The 23288-nt window shown below is 63.8% G+C and carries 17 protein-coding genes; 8 read left to right on the top strand and 9 right to left on the bottom strand.

The features are described from left to right. The first annotated feature begins 99 nt into the window (after window positions 1-99). Window positions 100-1767 (top strand): beta-(1-6) glucans synthase, encoded by a 1668-nt coding sequence (locus AB8A50_RS05485; protein WP_439079921.1) that lies wholly within the window; start codon window positions 100-102, stop codon window positions 1765-1767. On the opposite strand, the gene AB8A50_RS05490 is transcribed toward AB8A50_RS05485, so the two are convergent. Both AB8A50_RS05490 and AB8A50_RS05495 read right to left on the bottom strand, forming a co-directional pair. Then, complete coding sequence (locus AB8A50_RS05490) at window positions 1727-2107, bottom strand: hypothetical protein (RefSeq protein ID WP_120289840.1); 381 nt, start codon at window positions 2105-2107, stop codon at window positions 1727-1729. The two genes, AB8A50_RS05485 and AB8A50_RS05490, sit on opposite strands and share 41 nt — an antisense overlap. 122 nt (window positions 2108-2229) lie before the next feature. Further along, the gene (locus tag AB8A50_RS05495) at window positions 2230-3471 is read right to left on the bottom strand and encodes a hypothetical protein (RefSeq protein ID WP_439077098.1); all 1242 of its coding nucleotides are present in this window, start codon (window positions 3469-3471) and stop codon (window positions 2230-2232) included. Window positions 3472-3642: 171 nt separating this feature from the next. On the opposite strand from AB8A50_RS05495, the gene glmU reads away from it, so the two are divergent. Further along, complete coding sequence (glmU, locus tag AB8A50_RS05500) at window positions 3643-4995, top strand: bifunctional UDP-N-acetylglucosamine diphosphorylase/glucosamine-1-phosphate N-acetyltransferase GlmU (RefSeq protein ID WP_439077099.1); 1353 nt, start codon at window positions 3643-3645, stop codon at window positions 4993-4995. A gap of 22 nt (window positions 4996-5017) precedes the next feature. On the opposite strand, the gene AB8A50_RS05505 is transcribed toward glmU, so the two are convergent. Continuing rightward, window positions 5018-5167: a hypothetical protein gene (locus AB8A50_RS05505; RefSeq protein ID WP_158550328.1), complete on the bottom strand. Its 150-nt coding sequence runs from the start codon at window positions 5165-5167 to the stop codon at window positions 5018-5020. A gap of 266 nt (window positions 5168-5433) precedes the next feature. On the opposite strand from AB8A50_RS05505, the gene glmS reads away from it, so the two are divergent. Together glmS and AB8A50_RS05515 are read left to right on the top strand one after the other, a co-directional pair. Beyond that, a complete protein-coding gene (gene glmS / locus AB8A50_RS05510) occupies window positions 5434-7260 on the top strand; it encodes a glutamine--fructose-6-phosphate transaminase (isomerizing) (protein ID WP_439058330.1) in 1827 nt (608 codons plus the stop codon). 148 nt (window positions 7261-7408) lie between these two features. After that, entirely contained in the window at window positions 7409-8182 is a 774-nt protein-coding gene (locus AB8A50_RS05515; RefSeq protein WP_374725664.1) for a DUF502 domain-containing protein, read from the top strand. 979 nt (window positions 8183-9161) lie between these two features. Here the strand turns inward: AB8A50_RS05515 and recG are convergent. Beyond that, complete coding sequence (recG, locus tag AB8A50_RS05520) at window positions 9162-11267, bottom strand: ATP-dependent DNA helicase RecG (RefSeq protein ID WP_439071682.1); 2106 nt, start codon at window positions 11265-11267, stop codon at window positions 9162-9164. Window positions 11268-11445: 178 nt separating this feature from the next. Here recG and AB8A50_RS05525 point away from each other — a divergent pair, with 178 nt between their 5' ends. Beyond that, a complete protein-coding gene (locus AB8A50_RS05525) occupies window positions 11446-11736 on the top strand; it encodes a succinate dehydrogenase assembly factor 2 (protein WP_089264393.1) in 291 nt (96 codons plus the stop codon). Beyond that, window positions 11733-15251, top strand: coding sequence for a transcription-repair coupling factor (mfd, locus tag AB8A50_RS05530; RefSeq protein WP_439077100.1), 3519 nt, complete (start codon window positions 11733-11735; stop codon window positions 15249-15251). The genes AB8A50_RS05525 and mfd overlap by 4 nt, the downstream gene beginning before the upstream one ends. A gap of 199 nt (window positions 15252-15450) precedes the next feature. Here the strand turns inward: mfd and AB8A50_RS05535 are convergent, their stop codons facing one another. The 4 genes from AB8A50_RS05535 to AB8A50_RS05550 form a co-directional block, all read right to left on the bottom strand. Further along, on the bottom strand, window positions 15451-15843 hold the full coding sequence (locus AB8A50_RS05535) for a PRC-barrel domain-containing protein (protein WP_093758623.1): 393 nt from the start codon (window positions 15841-15843) through the stop codon (window positions 15451-15453). A 72-nt stretch (window positions 15844-15915) separates the two neighbouring features. Next, a complete protein-coding gene (locus AB8A50_RS05540) occupies window positions 15916-17151 on the bottom strand; it encodes a GGDEF domain-containing protein (protein WP_439071684.1) in 1236 nt (411 codons plus the stop codon). A gap of 105 nt (window positions 17152-17256) precedes the next feature. Further along, a complete protein-coding gene (locus tag AB8A50_RS05545; protein ID WP_439077101.1) occupies window positions 17257-18765 on the bottom strand; it encodes an AMP-binding protein in 1509 nt (502 codons plus the stop codon). Window positions 18766-18769: 4 nt separating this feature from the next. Next, window positions 18770-20569 (bottom strand): extracellular solute-binding protein, encoded by a 1800-nt coding sequence (locus tag AB8A50_RS05550; RefSeq protein WP_439079922.1) that lies wholly within the window; start codon window positions 20567-20569, stop codon window positions 18770-18772. 294 nt (window positions 20570-20863) lie between these two features. On the opposite strand from AB8A50_RS05550, the gene AB8A50_RS05555 reads away from it, so the two are divergent. Further along, window positions 20864-21682 (top strand): invasion associated locus B family protein, encoded by an 819-nt coding sequence (locus AB8A50_RS05555; RefSeq protein WP_068731658.1) that lies wholly within the window; start codon window positions 20864-20866, stop codon window positions 21680-21682. 185 nt (window positions 21683-21867) lie between these two features. Here the strand turns inward: AB8A50_RS05555 and hspQ are convergent, their stop codons facing one another. Next, complete coding sequence (gene hspQ / locus AB8A50_RS05560; RefSeq protein WP_092142755.1) at window positions 21868-22200, bottom strand: heat shock protein HspQ; 333 nt, start codon at window positions 22198-22200, stop codon at window positions 21868-21870. Between the two features lie 121 nt (window positions 22201-22321). Here hspQ and AB8A50_RS05565 point away from each other — a divergent pair, with 121 nt between their 5' ends. Further along, window positions 22322-23275, top strand: coding sequence for an AEC family transporter (locus AB8A50_RS05565; protein WP_439077102.1), 954 nt, complete (start codon window positions 22322-22324; stop codon window positions 23273-23275). The last annotated feature ends 13 nt before the right edge of the window (window positions 23276-23288 follow it).

Below are 23288 nucleotides of genomic sequence, written 5' to 3' on the forward strand. Positions count from 1 at the left end.
GACATTTTTGATTTTGTCCAGCAACGCCGGAAGTTTGTCTGATTTTCGTGGCGTGTCGGGCCGACAAGTCCGTGATTGCCGGCATGACGCACTTGGCAGATTGGCGATGACCGGCTAATCGACGGACGACTTTGGAGGACGGAACCAATTTCCACCCGCACGCCGCTGGCGCTTCTCATCCTTTCCCTTGGTACGATCGCAGCGGTTTGGTGGTGGCTCGCCACGCCGGTCACGCTGGTGCGCGCGCCGATCGATCCCGCCGCCAAATTGGAATGCGTCTCCTATGCGCCGTTCCGCGGCGAGCAAACGCCGCTGAACTCGACCGCCATCATTCCGGCGAGCCAGATTGCCGCCGACATGGCGCAGCTGGCGCAGATCACCAAATGCGTGCGGACCTATTCGATCGATAACGGCCTTGATCAGGTGCCGGAACTGGCCGGCAAGGTCGGACTGAAGGTCATTCAGGGCGTATGGCTCGGGAGCAACCGGCTCAAGAACCTGGCGCAGATCGCCGGCGTCGTGGACCTCACCAAGCGCTTTCCGAATGTGATCAGCAGCGTGGTCGTCGGCAACGAGGTGCTGTTGCGCGGCGAGATGACGGCGGCCGATCTCGTCGGCAATATCCGCTCGGTGAAGGCGCAGGTCGGCAAGATCCCCGTGACCTATGCCGATGTCTGGGAGTTCTGGCTGAAGAATCGCGAGATCTATGACGCGGTGGATTTCGTCACGATCCACATCCTGCCCTATTGGGAGGACTTCCCAATCCGCGCGAAGAGCGCCGCCGCCCATGTGGACTCGATCCGCAAGCGTCTCGCCGTGGCGTTTCCATCCAAGGAAATCCTGATCGGCGAAACAGGTTGGCCGAGCGCCGGGCGGATGCGCGATGGCGCGTTGCCGTCGCGCACCAACCAGGCACGGGTCGTGTCCGAAATCCTCGATCTGGCCAAGCGCGAGGGATTCCGTGTCAATCTGATCGAAGCCTATGACCAGCCGTGGAAGCGCGACCTTGAAGGTACAGTCGGCGGCTATTGGGGCCTGATTTACGATGAGCCGCGCGAATTGAAGTATCTGCCGGGCGTTCCGATTACCAATTATCCGTCGTGGAAGCTGCAGATGGGGCTCGGCATGGGCCTGAGCTTCTTGGTTTTCGTGACGGGCATGTTGACGCTCCGTCGACGGCCTTGGTCGCCGCGTCTGTCGGCCTGGCTGACCGTTGCCGTATCGGCCACGGTGGCCGGCGTCCTGCTGGGCGTTGCCGCAGACAAGCTGATCTATGAAAGCTATGGCGTCGGCCGCTGGATCCAGTGGAGCGCGCTGCTGGCCGCCGGTGTCGCGTCGCCGCTGCTGTGCGCCTATGCGACGATGTCCGGCCGCTCGCTACCGACCTTCCTCCAACTGGTCGGACCGAGCCGGTTCCTGGCCCGTTCGTGGTCGACCGTTCTGCTCGGGCTGACCCTGGCTGTGGCGGCGCTGATCGGCGCTGAGACCGCGCTCGGTTTCGTGTTTGATCCGCGTTACCGCGACTTTCCGTTCGCGGCGCTGACCATGGCGGTGGTGCCGTTCGCCGGACTGATGGCTGTCAACCGTCCGCAGGAAGGTGTGCGGCCGATCGCCGAGTCGGTGTTTGCCGGAGTGCTCGTGCTGTCGGCCCTGTATATCGGCTTCAACGAAGGGCCGGATAACTGGCAGTCGCTGTGGACCTGCGCGATCTATCTGCTGTTCGGCATCACGCTGTGGCAGGCGCGGGCCGTGCAAAGCCCAGAATAAGCAGGCCGATCGCGATGCCCGACAGGGCAACGTTGTAGAGCACGATCCCGAAACCGGCTGCGATCAGTGCGACGGTGATCAGCACGATCGACGGCCGCAGCAGATTCAGCGTCGCAATGACGACCGCGGCGATGCCGAACACCGAATTCTTGAACAGATAGGTCATCACCAGCCGGCTCTTGCACAGGGTGCTCTGCAGGCCGGCGTCGCAGGCGAGCGCCGTCGTCGACAATTCGATGGCCAGATAACGCAGATAGATGGCGTAGCCGACCGACAGGAAGCCGACGATGAGAAGCCATTGCACCTGACGGGCGGTGAGCTTGAACGGATCTTTTTTCATGCGGAAACCATGGTTCAAAACGCGGTGCGGAACAACCCGGCATGCGGTCGCGGTGAGAGGTCGGACCTAGATAACACTTTAGCCGCGCACGCCAAGAGATTGAAAATCTGATCTTTTGGTCCTTAACGCAGACCCAGGAACGAGGTCAGCGACGATTGCGGCTTCGGCGGCGCAACTTCTTCAACGGGCTTGGGCGGCGGCGCTTGTTCGGTGCGCTCCTGTGGCTTCGGCGCGGCGCGCCTGCGTGGCGCCGGTCTGGCTGGTGCAGGCGCAGCTTCCGCGGGCGCCGTCTCGGCCTTCATAGCAAGGCGCTGACCATCGAAGATCGACGTCTCGCAGGGCCGGCTGCTTTCGGTCAGCGCGGCGCAGATCTTCGCGGCGGCTGCAGCATCGCTGAGCGGACCGGCGACAAGGCGCAGTTGCATTCCGAGTCCGGTCGGGCGTTCCTTCACCATCATGATTGGGCGCAGTCCGTTCAGCGCGCGTGACTTGGACATGCCGCGCCAGATCGCGCGCAGGCCGTCCACCGAATTGGCGCCGCCGATATCGACGCCGAACTCCGTGCGGGCGACCGGCGTCGCCACGGTCTCGATAGCTGTAGGGGTGGGCTCGGTCGCGGCCGGTTGGACCGATGCCGTTGTCTCCGGAGCCGCCGGAGGAGCTTCGATGGTCGGCGCCGGTTCGCTCAATTTGGCGGCCGCAGCGTCGGGCGGTGCCGTCATCGATTTCCATGTAACGAGCGGCGCAGAGGCTGGTGGATTGATTATCGATGAAGCCGCTGTTTGCGCCGGTTTGGCGGGTGTCGTTTCGGCAGGCGGCGCGATGGCAGCCACGGGACCGATGACCGGCGTCGACGGAATGCTCGGAAGCTCTGCCACCGGCTTTGGCTCGGCGGCTGCCGGCGGGGCAACGACGGATGCGGTGGCAGATGGCTGCGGTGCTGGCGTGGTTGTGGCGGCTGTCGGCGTTGGAATGGTCTGGCGCTTGATCGAACCGGTGACTGAATCCAGTCCCTGTTCGACCGAGGTGACGCGGGCATAGAGCCGGTCGCGATCGCTGTTCAGCGTCTCGATGGCCAGCGTCAGGCGCCGGGCCTCGGCCTGGGTCTCTTTGGCGACGAGCTGGATCTGCTGGGCCTGCCGCGCGAAGGTATCGGATGTGGCGACCTGATCGCGGCGCAACTGGACCTGCGATTGGCTGGCCAGAATGGCAACCACCACCGCACCCACGGCGGCAACGCCCCAGGAGCCCAGCCGCCACATCATGCGGCGGTCGACCTTGTCTTCCTCAGCCAGAAATCCGGTCAGCCAGCCACTATGCTCGGCTGAGAGAGTATCGGCCCACTTGTCGTGCTTATCCGCCATTCGACGTCTGCGTCGCCCCATCGCCCCTGCGAATCACAGTTCAACATTATCAGGAAACCGACAGGAACCTGAGGTTGTCGGGCCACGCGGCGAACCAAACCGGTTTCCAGATTGGCCCAAAACCATTTAAGACGGCCGCGGCGCATGAGCGTCGCCACAACGGGGATTCGGATGACGGGCAGAACCAGCCTCACCATCGTGCTCGCGGCCGGCGAGGGAACGCGGATGCGGTCCTCGACGCCGAAAGTGCTGCATCAGGTCGCCAGCCAGTCGCTGCTGGGCCATGTGCTCGCGGCAGCGCCTCATGGCGCAGGCTCTGCGCTGGCCGTCGTTGTCGGTCCCGATCGTCAGGACGTGGCGGATGAAGTCAGGCGAGTGCGGCCCGATGCCGCAACATTCGTTCAGCGCGAGCGTCTCGGCACCGCCCATGCCGTGCTGGCGGCAAAGGACGCTATTGCAAAAGGCGCGGACGATCTGCTGATCGCCTTCGGCGACACGCCGCTGATTTCGGCCGAGACGTTCGAGCGTTTGCGTGCGCCCTTGAAGGCAGGTGCCGCGCTGACCGTACTCGGCTTTCGTGCGGCCGACCCGACTGGTTATGGCCGACTTCTGGTCGAAGGCGATCAGCTCGTTGCGATCCGTGAACATGCGGATGCTACAGCGGCCGAGCGTGCGGTCGATCTCTGCAATGCCGGGGTGATGGCTTTCGCCGGCAAGACCGCGCTCACAATCATCGAGAAGATCGGCACGTCCAACAGCAAGGGCGAATACTATCTCACCGACGCCGTGGAGATCGTGCGCAGCATGGGATTGCGGGCGAGTGTGATCGAGACCAGTGAGGACGAAGTCCGCGGCATCAACACCAAGGCGCAGCTCGCGGAAGCCGAAGCGATCATGCAGGCCCGGTTGCGCAAGGCTGCGCTGGATGCCGGTGTGACCATCGTCGCACCGGAGACCGTGCATCTCGCGGCCGATACGACGTTCGGCAACGACGTCACCATCGAGCAGTATGTGGTGATCGGGCCCGGCGTCAGTATCGCTGACGGCGCTGTCATTCACGCCTTCTCGCATATCGTGCAGGCGGCCATCGGCAAGAAGGCCTCGATCGGTCCTTACGCACGCATCCGGCCGGGAACGTCGGTCGGCGAGGGTGCGCGGATCGGCAACTTCGTTGAAGCCAAGGCGGCCATTCTGGAAGCGGGCGTGAAGGTCAACCACCTGACCTATGTCGGCGACACGCATATCGGCGCCGGCGCCAATATCGGCGCGGGCACCATCACCTGCAATTACGATGGCTTCAACAAGAGCAAGACGATCATTGGTGCCGGCGCCTTTGTCGGTTCGAATTCGTCGCTGGTCGCACCGGTGAAGATCGGGGCCGGCGCTTATATCGGTTCGGGTTCGGTGATCACCCGCGATGTGCCGGACGATGCGCTTGCGGTAGAGCGCAACGAGGTGTCGATGAAGGAAGGCTGGGGCAAGCGCTTCCGCGACAAGAACGCGGCGAACAAGAAGCCGAAGTGAGCGCGCGGTGTTCGCGATGACGTCAGGTCACCGGGGTCTTCAGGTGCCAGCCGCGGCGGATCGGGCGCTTGGCGACAATTTCTTCCTGCGGCGTATGGGGCTCGGCGACATGCGGTTTCACCGCAATATCACGCTGCGGCGGCGGCCAATGCGCCAGTTTGCTCTGCGACATCTCGACATGTCGCAGCCGTGATCCGGCGATCGATCGGGGGGCTCTGGGGTCTCGCTCCTCCCACATGGACGTCTACTCCGGTCAGGCGTGGATGCTTCCGCAAACACGTTGATGGTTTGTTAAACGCGTCGCGCAAAATGCCCCTACAACCGCGGTAACTTGTCTCAATCGGCAATAATTATTGAGTAACAGTCGATTTGCGATTCTCGCTAAGAGAGTTCCAGTATTTCTGGGCAATTTGATACCACTTGGAGAGATAACCCCGCATGTGCGGCATCGTCGGAATTTTGGGACGCGGTCCGGTTGCTGACCAGATCGTGGACTCGCTGAAGCGCCTCGAATATCGCGGCTACGATTCCGCTGGCGTCGCCACGCTGGAAGGCGCGCATATCGATCGCCGCCGTGCCGAAGGCAAGCTGAAGAATCTCGAAGCCAAGCTCGGCAAGTCGCCGCTGGCAGGTCATATCGGCATCGGTCACACCCGCTGGGCGACGCATGGCAAGCCGACCGAAGCCAACGCGCATCCGCACGCCGCCGAAGGCGTCGCGGTCGTGCACAACGGCATCATCGAGAATTTCCGCGAATTGCGTCTCGAGCTCGAAAAGAGCGGCGCCAAGTTCGCCAGCGAGACCGACACCGAAGTCGTCGCGCACCTCGTCAGTTCCTACCTTCAGAAGGGCTCAACACCGGTCGATGCCGTGAAGCAGGCGCTGCCACGGCTCAAGGGCGCGTTCGCATTGGCTTTCGTGTTCAAGGATCACGACAACCTGATGATCGGCGCCCGCAAGGGCTCGCCGCTTGCAGTCGGCTATGGTGACGGCGAGATGTATCTCGGCTCCGACGCGATTGCGCTGGCGCCGTTCACCGACGACATCAGCTATCTCGAAGACGGCGACTGGGTGGTGCTGACCCGCAAGGGCTGCGAGATCCACGATGAAGCCGGCAAGGTCGTGAAGCGCGACGTGCTGAAATCCGGCGCGTCGGCCTTCATGGTCGACAAGGCCAACTATCGCCACTTCATGGCCAAGGAAATTCACGAGCAACCGGAAGTCGTCGGTCACACGCTGGCGCGTTATGTCGATCTGGCGAACGAGCGCGTTGCGCTGCCGATGACGCTGCCGTTCGACTTCAAGGACATCCAGCGCATTTCGATCACCGCCTGCGGCACTGCGAGCTACGCGGGTTTTATCGCTAAATACTGGTTCGAACGTTTTGCGCGCGTGCCGGTCGAAGTCGACGTCGCCTCCGAATTCCGCTATCGCGAAGCCCCGGTGCGCAAGGGCGATCTGGCGATCTTCATCTCACAGTCCGGCGAGACGGCCGATACGCTGGCAGCGCTGCGTTACGCCAAAGAGCAGGGCATGCACACGCTCGCTGTTGTCAACGTCACGACCTCGACCATTGCACGCGAGAGCGAGACCGTGATGCCGACGCTGGCTGGTCCGGAAATCGGCGTGGCTTCTACCAAGGCTTTCACCTGCCAGCTGATGGCGCTGGCGACGCTTGCGATCGCAGCCGGCAAGGCGCGCGGCGAGCTGTCCGACGCCGACGAAGCCAAACTGGTTCACGGTCTCGTCAAGGTCCCCCGTCTGATGACCGACGCGCTGACGCACGAAGCTGCGATCGAGAAGCTGGCGCGCGACATCGCCAAGTCGAAGGACGTGCTCTATCTCGGCCGCGGCACCAGCTATCCGCTGGCGCTGGAAGGCGCGCTGAAGCTAAAGGAAATCTCCTACATCCACGCAGAGGGCTATGCGGCCGGCGAACTCAAACACGGCCCGATCGCGCTGATCGACGAGACCATGCCGGTGGTCGTGATCGCGCCTTATGACCGGGTGTTCGACAAGACCGTGTCGAACATGCAGGAGGTCGCGGCGCGCGGTGGCAACATCATTCTGATGACCGACGCCAAGGGCGCGGAGGAGGCCACCGTGGACTCCATGGTGACCATTGTGATGCCGGACATGGACGCAGCATTCACGCCGCTGGTTTACGCCGTGCCGGTGCAGTTGCTCGCTTATCACACAGCCGTCGTGATGGGCACTGACGTCGACCAGCCGCGCAATCTGGCCAAATCGGTCACGGTGGAATAGGCCGGCGAAGCGGCAAGATTGTCGCAGGCGGCCGGTTTGGCCGCTTGGCGCCGCCAAGTGGCTTCCCCCGCACTGGCGAAATCCTGCTAGGATACCCATAAGGACTGACGGCGCGGTTTCGCGCGCCGCGCCAGATGGATTTGAAACGCTGATGGAACGCCCCGATTTGCCGTTGACCCCGCCCGTTGGCGACCCGCCGCCCGAGGCGCCGCGCGGCTTCATGGCCCGGATCCGCAACTATTTCCTCACCGGTCTGATCGTTGCCGGTCCGGTCGCGATTACCTTTTACCTGACCTGGTGGTTCGTCACCTGGGTCGATGCGATCGTGCGGCCGCTGGTACCGGAGGCCTATCGGCCCGAACAGTACCTGCCTTACGGTATTCCGGGCTCCGGCCTGATCGTCGCTTTCGTGGCGCTGACCCTGCTGGGTTTCCTCACCGCCAACCTGATCGGCCGCTCGCTGGTCGATCTCGGCGAGAACCTGCTCGGCCGCATGCCGGTGGTGCGCGCGATCTATCGCGGGCTGAAGCAGGTGTTCGAGACATTGTTCTCGGGTTCAGGATCGAGTTTCCGTAAAGTAGGCCTCGTCGAGTTTCCGTCGCCCGGCATGTGGTCGATCGTGCTGATCTCGCAGCCACCAAGCACCGAAGTCGCGAAGAGCCTGCCGGGGCAGGAGGAACACATCTCGGTGTTCCTGCCGTGCGCGCCGAATCCGACGACGGGATTCTTCTTCTATGTGCCGAAGAGCAAGATCATCGACATCGACATGTCCGCCGAGGATGCCGCGACGCTGATCATGTCAGCGGGCGTCGTACAGCCGGGGTCCGATTCGCAGAAGAAGATCGCAGCATTGGCGCAGATGGCAACGGCAGCGGGTATCGCGAATGCTCCGCCAGCGAAGCAGCCAGCACAGGTGGATTAGGTCGTAGAGCTTTCTTTCCCTCCCTCAAGCGGCGAAGCCGCGCAGTGGGGAGGGTGGATCGACCGCGGAGCGGTCGAGACGGGTGGGGTGGTGCCACGAACGCTGTCCTCGCATGGGGAGACCCCACCCCGGCCTATCGGCCGACTCTCCCCACTGCGCAGCTTCGCTGCTTGGGGGAGGGATATCGCGACCGCCTGCGCGTCTCAGCTTCTTCGAAAGTCAAACAGCCACGGCTCTTCAGACATGCGTCATCGCCCCCATTATTTGCGGCGCGGGGGCGCCGTCGTCTCTTGCATTCCCGCCCCCTTGTGAGAGGGCGTGCGGAACGCCGGGTGCCCGTTGCACCCTTGGGCCTGATGCGATGCGGTCTTCCGCAATCTAGAGTGCATCAGGACTTTCGGAGGCGCCGAGCAAGTGCCCGACGTTCCGCATACGGTGTTTTTTCGGTTGCCTGCACATCTGCCATGGCGAACGGTCCCATCACCAAAATTAATGTCCCAGGGCGGAGGGACAGGGTAGCCGCAAAGCACTTGGCCGAACGCGTTTCGATTTGGTCGTCCGTCACACTGTCCAGGGATCTGTCCATCTCAAGGTCGGCCGTCTCCTTGCCAGTGGCAGTGCTGGCGCAGATCCGTCCTGCCCGAAGACAGACGTCACCCCCAAACCGCGTAACGCCGCATCTCCGGCGTCCACCGCATCCCACCCCGCGAACGTGACGATCGCGATCGCCCCTCTCGGTGGGGCAGGACGGAGGGGAATATAAACCTTATAGGGATGTTGTCAACGGCGAGTAGGAAAAAATGTTTGGTGCAGGCTTGCCGCCCCAAGCTCGTCATTCCGGGGCGCGGGCGCGCCTTCGCGCACGCGAACCCGGAATCCCAGCATGAGAGTCTCCGACAGCGCAAAACACTTCGAGATTCCGGGCTCAGTCCGGCCCGCTTTGCGGTCCGTCCTACCCCGGAATGACAAGAAAGCGCGGCTATCCCGCACCGATCAGCGGGATCGCCTCATCGCGTTCGTAGAGATACAGCAGGCAGCGCAGCGCTTCGCCGCGCTCGCCTGTCAGTTTCGGATTGTCCTGCAGGATCCGCAGCGCTTCGTCGCGCGCCTGTGTGATGAGCTGTGCATGGACTTCGGACCGCGCGATGCGGAAGCCGGGCATGCCGCTCTGACGCGTTCCCAATACGTCGCCTTCGCCGCGCAGCTTGAGGTCTTCCTCGGCAATGCGAAAACCGTCAGTGGAGTCTTTGATGACCTTGAGGCGCTTGGTGGCGATCTCGCCGAGCGGCTCGCGATAGAGCAGGAGGCATGTCGACGCCTCCGAGCCGCGCCCGATGCGGCCGCGGAGCTGATGCAACTGGGCGAGACCGAAGCGCTCGGCATTTTCGATCACCATGATGGTCGCGGCGGGGACATCGACGCCGACTTCAACCACCGTCGTAGCGACAAGGATCTGCGTCTCGCCGGCAGCGAAGCGCGCCATCGCCGCGTCCTTCTCCGCCCCCTTCATCCGGCCATGCACGATGCCAACCTTGTCGCCGAAGCGCTCGCTCAGGCTTTCAAAGCGCTCTTCGGCATTGGTGAGTTTCGGGCCGTCCATTTCGGACTCTTCCACCAGCGGCACGATCCAGTAGATCAGCTTGCCGTTGTCCACCGCGCGGCCGATGCCGTCGATGACTTCCTGCAGCCGGCTCGCCGACATGGTGCGGGTCTCGATCGGCTGGCGTCCGGCAGGCTTTTCGCGCAGCTCCGAAATGTCCATGTCGCCAAAGTAAGTCAGCACCAGCGTGCGCGGGATCGGCGTTGCTGACAGCACCAGCACATCGACGGCGTTGCCCTTGTTGGTCAGCGTGAGACGCTCGCGGACGCCGAAGCGGTGCTGCTCGTCGACCACAGCCAGCGCGAGCGCCTTGAACTCCACGTCGTCCTGGATCAGTGCGTGGGTGCCGACGATGAAGTCGATCTCGCCGCTGGCGAGCCGCGCCAGGATATCCTTGCGCTCCCGGCCTTTCTCGCGGCCGGTGAGGATGGCGACGCGCAGGCCCGCGCGCTCGGCCAGCGGCGTGATGGTCTTGATGTGCTGGCGCGCGAGAATTTCCGTCGGCGCCATCAAGGCTGTCTGCTTGCCGACCTCGGCGGCGGCCGCAGCGGCCAGCAGCGCCACGACGGTTTTGCCCGAGCCGACGTCACCCTGCAGCAACCGGAGCATGCGCAGCGGCTTGGTGAGATCATCGGCAACGGCCGCGGTCGCCTGCTGCTGCGATTGCGTCAGCGCATAGGGCAGGGCGTCGATGATCTTGCGGCGGATGTGACCATCGCCGGCATTGCGATCGCCGGCGGGACGACGGAGTTGCGCACGCACCAGCGCCAGCGCCAGTTGGCCGGCGAGCAGTTCATCGAAAGCGAGGCGCGACCAGAACGGCCCTTCCGGAAGGACGTCGGTGATCTCGACCGGCACATGGACGCGCTGCAACGCCTCCGCCAGCGATGGGAACTTGCAGCGCCGGATCACTTCGGGGCTGATCCATTCAGGCAGTGCCGGCAGTTTGGTCAGCGCCTGCGCGATGGCCTTGCGCAGCGAGGTGATCGCAAGGCCCTGCGTCAGCGGATAGACCGCGTCGATGCCCGTGAGCTTGGCGAAGCCTTCCTCGTCGACCACGCGGTCGGGATGGGTGATTTGCAGCATGCCATCGAACAGCTGCGTTGTGCCGGAGACGTAGCGCTTCTCGCCGACCGGCAGCAGCTTTTCGATCTGCCCGGGATAGGTGCGGAAATAGGTCAGGATCACCGTGCCGGTGTCGTCGTGGGCATAGACCAGATGCGGGGCGCGGGAGCGGCCGGGCGGCGGTTCGCGATGGCGATCGACAATGACTTCGAGGGTCACCATGGCGCCGATCTCGGCCTCGTTGATCTTCGGCCTGTCGCGGCGGTCGATCACGCTGACGGGCAGATGCAGCAAGAGATCGACGATGCGCGGCGTCTCGGCGCGGTCCAGCAGGAAGCGCAGCAGCTTGTCCTGCTTCGGCCCGATGCCCGACATGCTGGTGACCGGGACGAACAGGGGATTGAGCACTTCAGGGCGCATCAGGACGACTCAGGTGGCCAGCACGGCGAGAGAGCTACGGTATTTGCGAGACTTGGATGCATTTCAAGGCGAAAGCAATGCGTTATGAGGTGCTGACAGGGGCGGAAGCGGAGGCTATATGAGCCTGCCCGGCACGTCCGGGCTTTCTGCGTTTGCGGGCTTTGGGCGGGATGGACAGATGACGGGAACGACACGATCGAGCAACGGCCTGGATGACCGCCGCAAGCGGCTGCTGTTCCGCTGCTGGCACCGCGGCACGCGCGAGATGGATCTCATTCTGGGCCGCTTTGCGGATGCCGAGATCGGCATTCTGGCGGACCTCGAACTCAAGCAGCTCGAAGACCTGATCGGCCTCGAAGACCCCGAGCTTTATCCGGCCTTCGTCGGCGATACCCAACTGGACGAGCAGTACCGCACGCCGCTGTTCGAGCGCATCAAGCTGTTCCGGAATCTGGACAAGCCTCTATGAAATCCCCCGTTGCCTCGCCGGCCGCGCAGCTTGCGCCCGGCCGTGCGCTGACCTTTGCCAATGTCGCCGAGGGCGCCGAAGGCCTGATCGTTGCCGATCTGGCACGCGCAGTTGCGGCCAAGCCGAAGCCGCCGGCAGTGAGCCTCACCGTGATCTGCCGTGACGGGCCGCGGATGCAGCAGCTCGCGCGCGCGCTGGAATTCTTCGCGCCGGATTTGCCGGTGCTGCAATTCCCGGCCTGGGACTGCCAGCCCTACGACCGCGTCTCGCCCCATGGCGGCATTCTCGCGCATCGCATGACCACGCTGGCGCGGCTGTCGCGCCTCACCGGCAGCGACAAGCCGATGATCGTGCTGACCACGGTCAACGCCGTCGTGCAGCGCGTGCCGGCCCGCGAGATCGTCGCGGCGCAGGCGCTGTCGGTTGCGCCCGGCCATGTGGTGCCGATGGACTCCATCGTCGCCTGGCTCGAACACAACGGCTACACCCGCTCCGGCACCGTGCGCGAGCCCGGCGAATATGCCGTGCGCGGCGGCATCCTCGATCTGTTTCCGGCGGGCCTCGACCAGCCCGTGCGGTTCGACTTCTTCGGCGACAGTCTGGAATCGATCCGGGCCTTCGATGCCGAGACGCAACGCACGCTGATGGATATGCGCGCGCTGGATCTGGTGCCGGTGTCTGAATTCCAGCTCATCACCGAAACTATCCGCCGCTTCCGCATGGGCTATGTCGCGCAGTTCGGCGCGCCGGAGCGCGACGACCAGCTTTATGAAGCGGTCAGCGAAGGCCGCCGTCATCCCGGCATGGAACACTGGCTGCCGCTGTTCCAGGACCGGATGGAGACGCTGTTCGATTATCTGCCGGGCACGCCGGTTGCCATCGAGCCGCAGGGCGAAGATGCCGCCACCGAACGCTTCAAGCAGATCGGCGATTATTACGAGGCGCGCCGCGAAGCCATGGGCATCCCCGGCGGCGGCGCGATCTACAAGCCGCTGCCGCCGGACCGGCTCTATCTGACCGACAGCGAATGGCACAAGCGGCTGGAAGATCTCGCAATGGCGCGGTTGTCGCCGTTTGCCGTGCCGGACGGCACGCCGGGCGTGGTCGACGCGGGCGCACGGGCAGGCCGCAATTTCGCGCCGGAGCGGGCCGACGCCAATGTGAACGTGTTCGAGCGTGTGGTCGCCCATATCCAGGCGCTGCAGGCGGAGCGCAAGAAGGTCGTTGTCGCGCTGTGGAGCGAAGGCTCGCGCGACCGCATGGCGAGCATGTTGAAGGATCACAAACTGCTCAACCAGCAGATGGTGAATTCATGGCGCGCGGTGCAGGCAACGCCGCGCAACGAGACCATGCTGGCCGTGGTCGGCATGGAGAGCGGTTTCGAGACCGACCAGATCGCCGTCATCAGCGAACAGGACATCCTCGGCGACCGCCTGGTGCGGTCGCGCAAGGCGAGCCGCAAGCTCGACAACTTCATCTCGGAAGTGACGAGTCTCGCGGCGGGCGACATCGTGGTTCATGTGGAGCACGGCATCGGCCGGTTCGTCGGGTTGCAGACGCTGCAGGTCGGCGGCGCGCCGCATGACTGCCTCGAATTGCGCTACGCCAACGAGACCAAGCTGTTTCTCCCGGTCGAGAATATCGAATTGCTGTCGCGCTATGGCTCCGATGCGGCCAATGTCGAACTCGACAAGCTCGGCGGCTCCGGCTGGCAGGCGCGCAAGGCCAAGCTCAAGAACCGCATCCAGGAAATTGCCGGCGAACTCATCAAGATCGCCGCCGAGCGGCATCTGCGCGAGACCGAGCGGATCGTCGTACCGCGCGAGCAGTATGACGAATTCTGCGCGCGCTTCCCCTATGAGGAAACCGAGGACCAGCAGACCGCGATCAACGCCGCGCTGCACGATCTCGAACATGGCAAGCCGATGGATCGCTTGATCTGCGGCGATGTCGGCTTCGGCAAAACGGAAGTGGCCATGCGCGCCACCTTCGCCGTCGCCATGGAAGGCAAGCAGGTCGCCGTTGTGGTGCCGACCACGCTGCTGGCGCGTCAGCACGCGAAGAACTTCACCGAGCGCTTCAAGGGTTTTCCGGTGAATGTCGCGCAGGCCTCAAGGCTGGTCGCGCCGAAAGAGCTGACGGCGACCAAGAAGGGCCTTGCAGATGGTTCCATCGACATCGTCGTGGGCACGCATGCGCTGCTCGGCAAGTCGATCAAGTTCAAGGACCTCGGCCTCGTCGTGGTTGACGAGGAGCAGCACTTCGGCGTGACGCATAAGGAACGGCTGAAGCAGCTCCGCGCCAATGTCCATGTGCTGACGCTGTCGGCCACGCCGATCCCGCGCACGCTGCAGCTCGCGCTGACCGGCGTACGTGACCTGTCGATCATCGCCTCGGCGCCGGTCGATCGTCTGGCGGTGCGCACTTTCGTGGCTCCGCATGATCCCTTGATGATCCGCGAAGCGCTGCTGCGTGAGCGCTATCGTGGCGGGCAGGCGTTCTATGTGGTGCCGCGCATCGACGATCTCGCCGAGGTGAAGGACTTCCTCGACAAGCATGTGCCGGAGATGAAGGTCGCCGTGGCCCATGGCCAGATGGCGCCAACGGTCATCGAAGACATCATGTCGGCGTTCTATGACGGCAAATACGACATCCTGCTGTCGACCACGATCGTGGAGTCGGGTCTCGATATTCCCAACGCCAACACGCTGATCATTCACCGCGCCGACATGTTCGGCCTCGCGCAGCTCTATCAGCTCCGTGGCCGTGTCGGCCGCTCCAAGCTGCGCGCATATGCCTTGTTCACGCTGCCGTCGACGCACAAGATCACCGGGCAGGCGGAACGCCGGCTGAAAGTACTGCAGTCGCTGGAGAACCTCGGCGCAGGCTTCCAGCTCGCCTCGCACGATCTGGATATTCGCGGTGCCGGCAATCTGCTCGGCGAGGAACAGTCCGGCCACATCAAGGAAGTCGGCTTCGAGCTCTATCAGTCGATGCTGGAAGAGGCGATCCTGGCGCTTAAGTCAGGTATCTCCCAGCCGGTCGCCGACAGGTGGTCGCCGACCATCACGCTCGGCATGCCGGTGATGATCCCCGACGACTTTGTCGCCGATCTTGCGGTCCGTCTGTCGCTGTATCGTCGACTCGCCGATCTCGAGACCGATGACGAGATCGCTGCCTTCGCCGCAGAGCTGCGTGACCGTTTCGGTGTGCTGCCCGACGAGGTCCGTTATCTGTTCAAGATCGCGGCCATCAAGGCCTATTGCCGCCGCGCCAATGTCGAGAAGGTCGATGCCGGTCCGAAGGGCGTTGTCATCTCGTTCCGCGACAACTCGTTCGCGCAGCCGGACAAGCTGGTATTCTTCATCAAGCAGTATGGCCAAGCCGCGAAGGTGCGCCCGGATATGAAGGTGGTGTTCCTGCAGGATTGGGGAACACCGGAAGAACGCCTCGAAGGTGCGACGGAGATCCTGCGCGCGCTGGCGGGGCTCGCGGAGAGCAAGAAGGCGGCTTAGGCGCTTTCGCTCCGTCCTCATCCTGAGGAGCAGCGCCGATGGCGCTGCGTCTCGAAGGATGGCTGCGAAGTCAGCGCCGAACACGCATCCTTCGAGACGCCGCCAAAGTGCGGCTCCTCAGGATGAGGACAGAGCATGCCGCAAAACAAGACAGCCGCCGGCATAGCTGCCGACGGCCGTTCGTTGAACTACGCGACGCTTACTTCGGATACTTGAATTCCGGAGCGGCCTTCAGGGCCTCCTTGGTGGTGTTCATCGACGCCACCCACTTGTTGTCCTTGTTCAGGCTCACCTTCACCGAAGCCGGCGAGACCGCGACATAGTGCTCGCCCATGCCGAGGAAGCCGCCGACCGACAGGATCAGCGCGTCGACCTGATTGTTCTTGATTGCGAGATCGCTGATCTCGCCGATCGTTTCATCCTTCTGGTTGGTGATGTTCAGGCCCTTGAGCTTGGACGAGAACATTTCCTCCTTGGAAACGGTCGAGAACTTTGCCTCGGCGGGCGCAGCACCCGTCGTGACTGTCGACTGCGCGAGAACCGGCGTGGCGAGAAGGGCGAGGGAAGCGGTGATCAGTGCAAGCTTTTTCATTATCGTTGTCTCCATTGCAGATGCACCTACAATGCGATGTTCGATACTTCGTTCCTGATTTTATTTCTGGAACTAAGACGCTGCGCGTTGCGCGTCCTCGCCATGCAGGCGTGCCAGCAGCGACTTCGCGGTATCCGTTGGCTCCATCGTGATCACCGTGACGTGGGGATCGTTGCGCGCATCGCGCTTGGGTCCGTGCATGGTATGCTTCATCACGCTGGAGAGCCGCCTGGCGATCATATGGGCGTTGCGTTGGTCGGTTTCGGCGAAAGCGACCACGATGGAGCCGTCGTTCTGCAGCGTGCCGAAGTCCATCCGCCGCATCAGCCGGCTGATGATCCGCGCAGCGTCGCGCTGTGCGCGCAGCGGGATGTTGTCGAACGAGAACCTGGCCATCGACAATCCGCCGCCGCGGGTTTGCGTGTGGTAGACGGCGGTCGCGATGTCGCGTTCGAAGGCGGCAGCCGTCAGCAGGCCAGTGGCGGGATCGAGCAGCCCGTCGGATTCGATCGACTTCAAGGTGCGGCCGAGACGTGCCTCGAAGGCGTGCTGGCGCAGCAGCGGCAGCGCCGCGGCCGCGACGGTGTCGGCGTCTCCGACGACCATTTCGAGATTGGCAAGATCGTAGCTCGGCGTCAGGCCGGGCACGGTGACGACAACGGGCAGATTGCGGAAGCGTGCGTCCTCGGTGAGGACAGTGAGAAACGCGTCAACGACGCGCGTGCTGAAGCCCTCGCCGATGACGATGCCGTCGAGGTCGCGCGCATTGAGATGCTTGGCGGCAGCCTCGATGCTGAGCGCGCCGACCACGCCGACGCGTTCGCCGAGCGCAACCGACAGCGCGGCATAACCACCGCCGCGGCCGATCAGCATCACCGTCGCATCGTCCAGCGGGTCCGACTGCAGGGACATACGATGCAGGTTTTCGGCGGTCAGGCGTCGCATAACGGTGGCATGCAGCGTGCGCACACGCAGCGCATTGCGCAGCCGCGCGCTGAGTCGATCGAAATTGCCGTCGGTCTGCGTGAGCGGGATCGCATGGCCCGGCAAGTCTGTAGCGGGATCGATCGCGATCAGCGGCACATAAGGCTGCTTGGCGCCGAGGCGCTTGGCCAGCGCCTGGAAGGTTGGCATGTCGTCAGCCGAAGCCGACACGACCACGGCGGCCGGCTGCACCCGCGCCACTGCGTCCAGCGCCTCGGCCCATGTTGCATCGACCACCGGGAAGATGTTGCTCTCCGCCAGGGCTGTCGCAAACGCGGCCGGCTGCTGGTTGGAGACGGCGACGATCGTGGCCTGGTCGGACATGCTTGAGCTGAACCTCTACGCGAAACTGATCGCGGCAGGCTAGCCCGACGTCCTTAATGCAGAGTCAATGAGATCGCTCGCATTTTCAGGATCGCTTTTGCTCGCTCAGTCGGCTGCGGCACGGTCGCGGAAGGCTTCGACCATCAGCGGATTGAGGCCGAGTTCTGTCAGGGCGTCGCGGGCGCGGCCGTTGTTGCTGGCGCGGCCGGCGAGGCGGTAGCCGCTGAGCCGATCGGGGAGCGCCGTCAGCATGGCGTTCTCGCCGAGCCGCTTGGCCCATTCGTTGAGGTCCTGCGCCAGGAAGCGATAGCCGCCGACGGCCATGATGCCCGAGGGCGGCGCGGTGATATTGATCGCGCCCGTCGCGCGGTCGAGCCGGGCCATATAGCCTGTATCGACATAATCGAGCGGCTGGGCGGGGATCAGCGCGTTGCTAGCGTCGGCCTGTGCCGTATAGGCCAGCACCGGCACCATCGGGCCGCGGAGGCCCAGCGTGCCCCTGGGCGTCAGCATGATATCGCCGGCAATGGAGGAGCCTTGCTGGGCACGCGGCGCGCCATGCGGGCCCGGCATGATGGCAACGGGCAAGCCGTCGTCGCCGCGGACGGCGCCGAACAGGCCAGCTTCGCCGAACAGATAGACGTCGGTGAACGAGGCCTGCGAGCCGGGCCACGCCGGCGAAGCCGCGACCTGTTCAGGCGCGCGCCAGAGGCCGAGCACGTAGCGCAGCACGGGAGACCGATCGAGCAGTCCGCCCTCGGCGAGGCGCTGCGCCAGCGGCGCAGGCGCCACCAGCACGTCGCAGGCGTTGGCAGCGATGCTACGTTCCAGCACCGCATTGTCGAACGGATGATGCAAAGCGAGCACGCCACCGGACAGCAGCCAGGTCACCAGCGACGAGGCGATGCTGGCGAAAGACGATGGCACCATCGCCGACATGATCGTGGCGCCCTGTGGCATCCCGCTTTCGAGGAAGACGGCGAGGCCACCGGAGATCAGGTTGAGATGGGTGCGCGGTACCGCGCGGAAGCCGTCGGAGGTGACATCGAAGGAGACGATGGCCGCGCGGCGGGCGTCCTGCACCACCGGGGTGGGTTCGGTGAATTCGCCGGTCAATACGGCGTCGAGCGGGGTCATGCCTTCCGGCAGGTCGCTGCCGAAGCCGCCGACATAGCGGATCGAGAAGGCTTCAGCCGCAGCGTTCATGATCAGATCGGCATGGCTGACGCCGTCGATCTTGCTCGACGTCACCAGGGCGCGCGCGCTGCAGCGATTCAGTGCCATGGTCAGGTCGGCCTGGCGCCAGAGCTGTGGCAGCAGCGCGACGACGAGGCCGGCGCGATGCGCAGCCAGCACGGTCAGCACGAATTCGACGGTGTTCGGCAATTGGACGGCGATGACCGAATTGGCGGGGAGGCCGGCCTCCATGAAATGCGCCGTCAGCGCCGAGATCGCGCGGTCGGCATCCGCAAAGGTCAGCCGCTGCGGTTCCGTTGCGGTGACGCGGAGCTTGTCGGCGGGGTCGACCAGCGCCAGCGCCTGCGGCTGCCGGCTGAGGATGCGACGAAACAGACCGTCGAGGGTGGGCGAGGCATTCGGCGTGGGTGATGTCACGGTGTCACTTCCGGTTCGGCGGCGAAGCTGGCAGTGTTCTGGACCACCAGGTCTCCGGCAAATAGCCTGAGAGAGCGATGGTCGAAGGTCGTTCTATCCGATTCCATCGCGCAATCCATTGCTCGCCGACATAGTAGAGCGGGATAGCGTAGAAACCGGCGATCAGCGCGCGGTCCATGGCGCGGACGGCATCGACGAACGGACCGTGGTCGCGGGCCTCCAGCATGGCGGAGATCATGGCGTCGACCGCAGGATTCTTCGCGCCCATATAGTTGCGGGTGCCGGGATTGTCGGCGGCTTCCGAGCCCCAGTAGAATGACTGCTCGTTGCCCGGCGACAGCGACTGGTCCCAGCGATTCTGGATCATGTCGAATTCGAAATTGATGCGGCGCTGGTCGAACTGCACGGCATCGATGGAGCGGATATTGGCAATGATGCCGGCGCGCTTGAGATCGCGTGCATAGGCCAGCGCGATGCGTTCCTGATCGCGGGTGGTGACGAGGATCTCGAAGGCGAGGGGCGTTTTGTCCGACTGCCGCCGCAGCACGTTGTTATCGAGCACGTAGCCGGCATCCTTCAGCAGTGCCAGCGCAGTTCGCAGCGCGGGACGGTCACGGCCCGAACCATCGCTGACCGGCAGGCGGTAGCTGCCATCCAGAATGTTGGCCGCGATGCTTGCGCCATAGGGCTGCAGCAGCGTTCGTTCGCGATCATCCGCTGAGCGCATGTAGGCCGAGAGGTCAGAGCCCGCGAAGAAGCCTGCCGAACGGGCATAGAGGCCGAAGAAGTAGGTGCGGTTGATCCACTCGAAATCGAACAGCAGCGTCAGCGCCTGACGTACGCGAATATCTGCGAACATCGGTCGCCGCGTGTTGAACACCAGAAATTCCGACGGCTTCGGCAGGCCGGTCTTGATGCTGTCGCGGATCACTTCGCCGGACGTGGCGGCGGGGAATGTGTAGCCGTCGTGCCAGCGCAGCGGTTCGTTCTCGACGCGGAAGTCGTAGAGGCCGCGCTTGAAGGCTTCGAAATGGGTATTGGCCTCGCGATAGTAGTCGAGGCGGATCTCGTCGAAATTCCACAGCCCGCGATTGATCGGCAGATTGCGGCCCCAATAAGCGGGATTGCGGGTGAGGGTCACCGCCGCGCCGGGTTTCACGGCCGTCACCGTATATGGCCCGGAGCCCAGCGGCGGCGCCATCGAGGTTTCCTCGAACGTGTCGGGATTGACGGCGTGTTTCGGCAGCACCGGCATCAGGCCGAGGATCAGCGGCAATTCGCGATCCGCCTGGCCGCCGAAGTCGAAGCGCACCGTGCGCTCATCCAGCGCCTCGGCCTTGGCCACTTTCGAATAATACTGCCGGTGATTGGGCCGGCCCTTGTCGCGCAGCAACTGCCAGGAGAACAGCACATCCGCAGCGAGGACGGGCTTGCCGTCGGAGAATTGGGCCTGGGGATTGATCCGGAAGGTGACGAAGCTTCTGGTATCGTCGGTTTCGACGCTCTCGGCGAGCAGGCCGTAGAGCGTAAAGGCTTCGTCCTGGCCGCGGGTCATCAGGCTTTCGATGACATAGCCGCGCATCTGCGGCACCGCGATGCCCCGGACGATGAAGGGATTGAGGCTGTCGAAGGTGCCGAGAACGCCCTGGACCATGCGGCCGCCTTTCGGCGCGTCGGGATTGGCATAGGGCATCTGCCTGAAATCGGGTGGCAGGGCCGGGGCGCCGTGCATGGCGATCGCGTGGCTGGGATCGGCCTGTGCGGAATCGGCCACTGGGGCGGCTAGAGCTGTCCAGCAGGCCAGCGCCGCGATCACCTTGGACAGGGTCGAGAGACCCTGTGCATGTGTGCGATTTGATTCGGTTGATTTCACAGAGGAACTTTACCATGGCTGCCCGCCCCGAACCTGTGCCATGCATCAAACAGGGCTGGCGCCATTGATCTTTTCGTCGGCCGCTGTATTGAAAGCGGACAATTGACGAGGACGGCGCGGCCTGTCACGTAACGGCCTTAATTGGCACCGAGACACCCGCCAACGGGTGACTGTCAGCGCCGCCTCCGGGATATGAGCGCCTCCGTTCAGAAAGGGTTTTCCGAAATGAATTTCCGTCTCTTGGCTGCGTCGGTTCTGCCGCGCGGGCGGGGCTTCGCGCTTCTGGCGGCGACGGCCTTGACCGCCACGTTGATCGCTCCGGTTGCGCATGCGCAGGCTCCTGCGCCTGCTGCGCCGCCAGCCGCGGCGCCGAAGGCTGCTGCGCCCAAGGCTGCCCCGAAGGCCGCTCCGAAGGCTGCTGCCCCGGCCGCTCCCGCCGCCCAGGCGCCGGCCGCAGGCGCGCCGCCGGCGGATCAGCAGGTTCAGCTGATCTACGCGCCCTGGACCAAGTTCTGCCTCAAGGGCCAGGACGCCAATGCCAAGCAGGTCTGCTTCACCGGCAAGGACGGCCGCATCGAGTCGGGCCAGCCCGTCATCGCCGCCGTCATCATCGAGCCGGAAGGCGAACCGAAGAAGATCCTGCGCGTGACGCTGCCGCTTGGCATGCAGCTCGTGCACGGCACCCGCGTGATCGTGGACAGCAATGCCCCGGCACAGAGCCCCTATGTGATCTGCTTCGCCAACGGCTGTATGTCCGATTACGAAGTCACCCCGGAGCTGCTGGCTAATCTGAAGAAGGGCCAGAACCTGATCGTCCAGGCGATCAACTCCAACGGCGCACCGCTGACGCTGCCGCTGCCGCTGGCCGAATTCGCCAAGGCCTATGACGGCCCGCCGACCGATCCGAAGGTGTTCGAAGAAACCCAGAAGAAGCTGCAGGAAGAGCTGCAGAAGCGCGCTGCGGAAGCCCGCGCCAAGCTCGAAGCCCAGCAGCCGGCAGCTGGTGCAGCACCGGCGGCCCCGGCCAATCCGGCCGCGAAGTAAGCTGGTTCAACAGACAAACGAAAAGGCGCTCAGAAATGAGCGCCTTTTTTGTTGGGTTGAGGTGTTGACCCATCCACGTCATTGCGAGCGCAGCGAAGCAATCCAGCAAGCCAAAAGCTGGATTGCTTCGTCGCAAGTGCTCCTCGCAATAACGGACGAGGGAGAGGCGTGAAACGTTAAGCGGGCTAATTCAGCGACGGATTGCGTGGCCGGTAGCTGCCGGACTTGTCCTTGATGAAGATCTCGGCGACCTGGGAGTGCCGGATCGGCTCGCCGGATTCATCGGGGAGCAGGTTCTGCTCGGAGACATAAGCGACGTATTCCGACTCAGAATTCTCGGCCAGCAGATGGTAAAATGGCTGGTCCTTGCTCGGACGGACGTCTTCGGGGATCGACAGCCACCATTCTTCGGTGTTGTTGAATTCCGGATCGATGTCGAACACCACCCCCCGGAACGAAAAGATCCGGTGGCGGACGATCTGTCCAATCTGGAATTTGGCGGTCCGCGCTTTAATCATTCTGGTCGAATAGACCAGGATTGTGGCCGATGCTAGAGGCAAACGACGGAATTAAGACAGCCGCAGGCCGCTCCCCGCTATCCCGCCCGCCGGGCCAAGAACCAAGAAAAACACGCCTGACATGATGGACGTCCTCAATCTTGCACTGCCGTATTTCGGGCTGATCTTCATCGGCTTCGCCTGCGGCAAGGTGAAGAACCTGCCCGAGACAGGCCTCGCCTGGATGAATTTTTTCCTTCTGTATGTATCGCTGCCGGCATTGTTCTTCCGCATCATGGCCAAGACGCCGTTCGAGGAACTCAACAATCTGCCCTTCGTGATCGGAACCACGTCGGCGACCGCGACGGCGTTCTTCCTGTCGGTCGGCACCGGTAAATTCCTCGGCCGGCTGACCATGCGCGAGGCCGGAATGGCGGGGCTCGCCGGCGGCTACGGCAATATCGGCTATATGGGACCGGGGCTCGCGCTGGCGGTGCTCGGGCCGAAAGCGGCCGTGCCAACCGCACTGGTGTTCTGTTTCGACAGCATCTTCCTGTTCTCGATCGCGCCGCTGATGATGGCGCTGACCTCAGGCGACAAGCGCCCGCTGCTGCCGACCATCGGTATCGTCATCAAGCATATCGTGCTGCATCCCTTGATCGTGGCAGCCTATCTCGGCGCCTTCGTTGCGGCGTTTCACATCCAGATGCCGGTCGCGGTCGACGGCATGCTGCTGTTCCTGCAGAATTCTGCTGCACCCGTTGCGTTGTTCGCGCTCGGCGTGACGGTTGCCTTGCGGCCGCTGGGGCGCGTGCCGTGGGAGGTGCCTGGCCTGATCTTCATCAAGCTGCTCATCCATCCGCTAATCGTGTTCGGCCTGATGCTATTGCTCGGGCCGTTTCCGCCGGTATGGGCCGCGACGGCCGTGCTGCTCGCGTCATTGCCGCCGGCGCTGAACGTGTTCGTGATCGCGCGGCAATACGACAGCTGGATCGAACCAGCCTCGGTCGCGGTGCTGCTCGGCACCTTCGTGTCCGTGCTGACACTGACCTCGGTGATGTATTTCCTGAAGACCGGCGAGATTGCGTTTCCTTAGGACGCGCGAGATC

The organism is Tardiphaga sp. 841_E9_N1_2, from assembly GCF_051811065.1.
GTDB classification, from domain to species: Bacteria; Pseudomonadota; Alphaproteobacteria; order Rhizobiales; family Xanthobacteraceae; genus Tardiphaga; species Tardiphaga robiniae.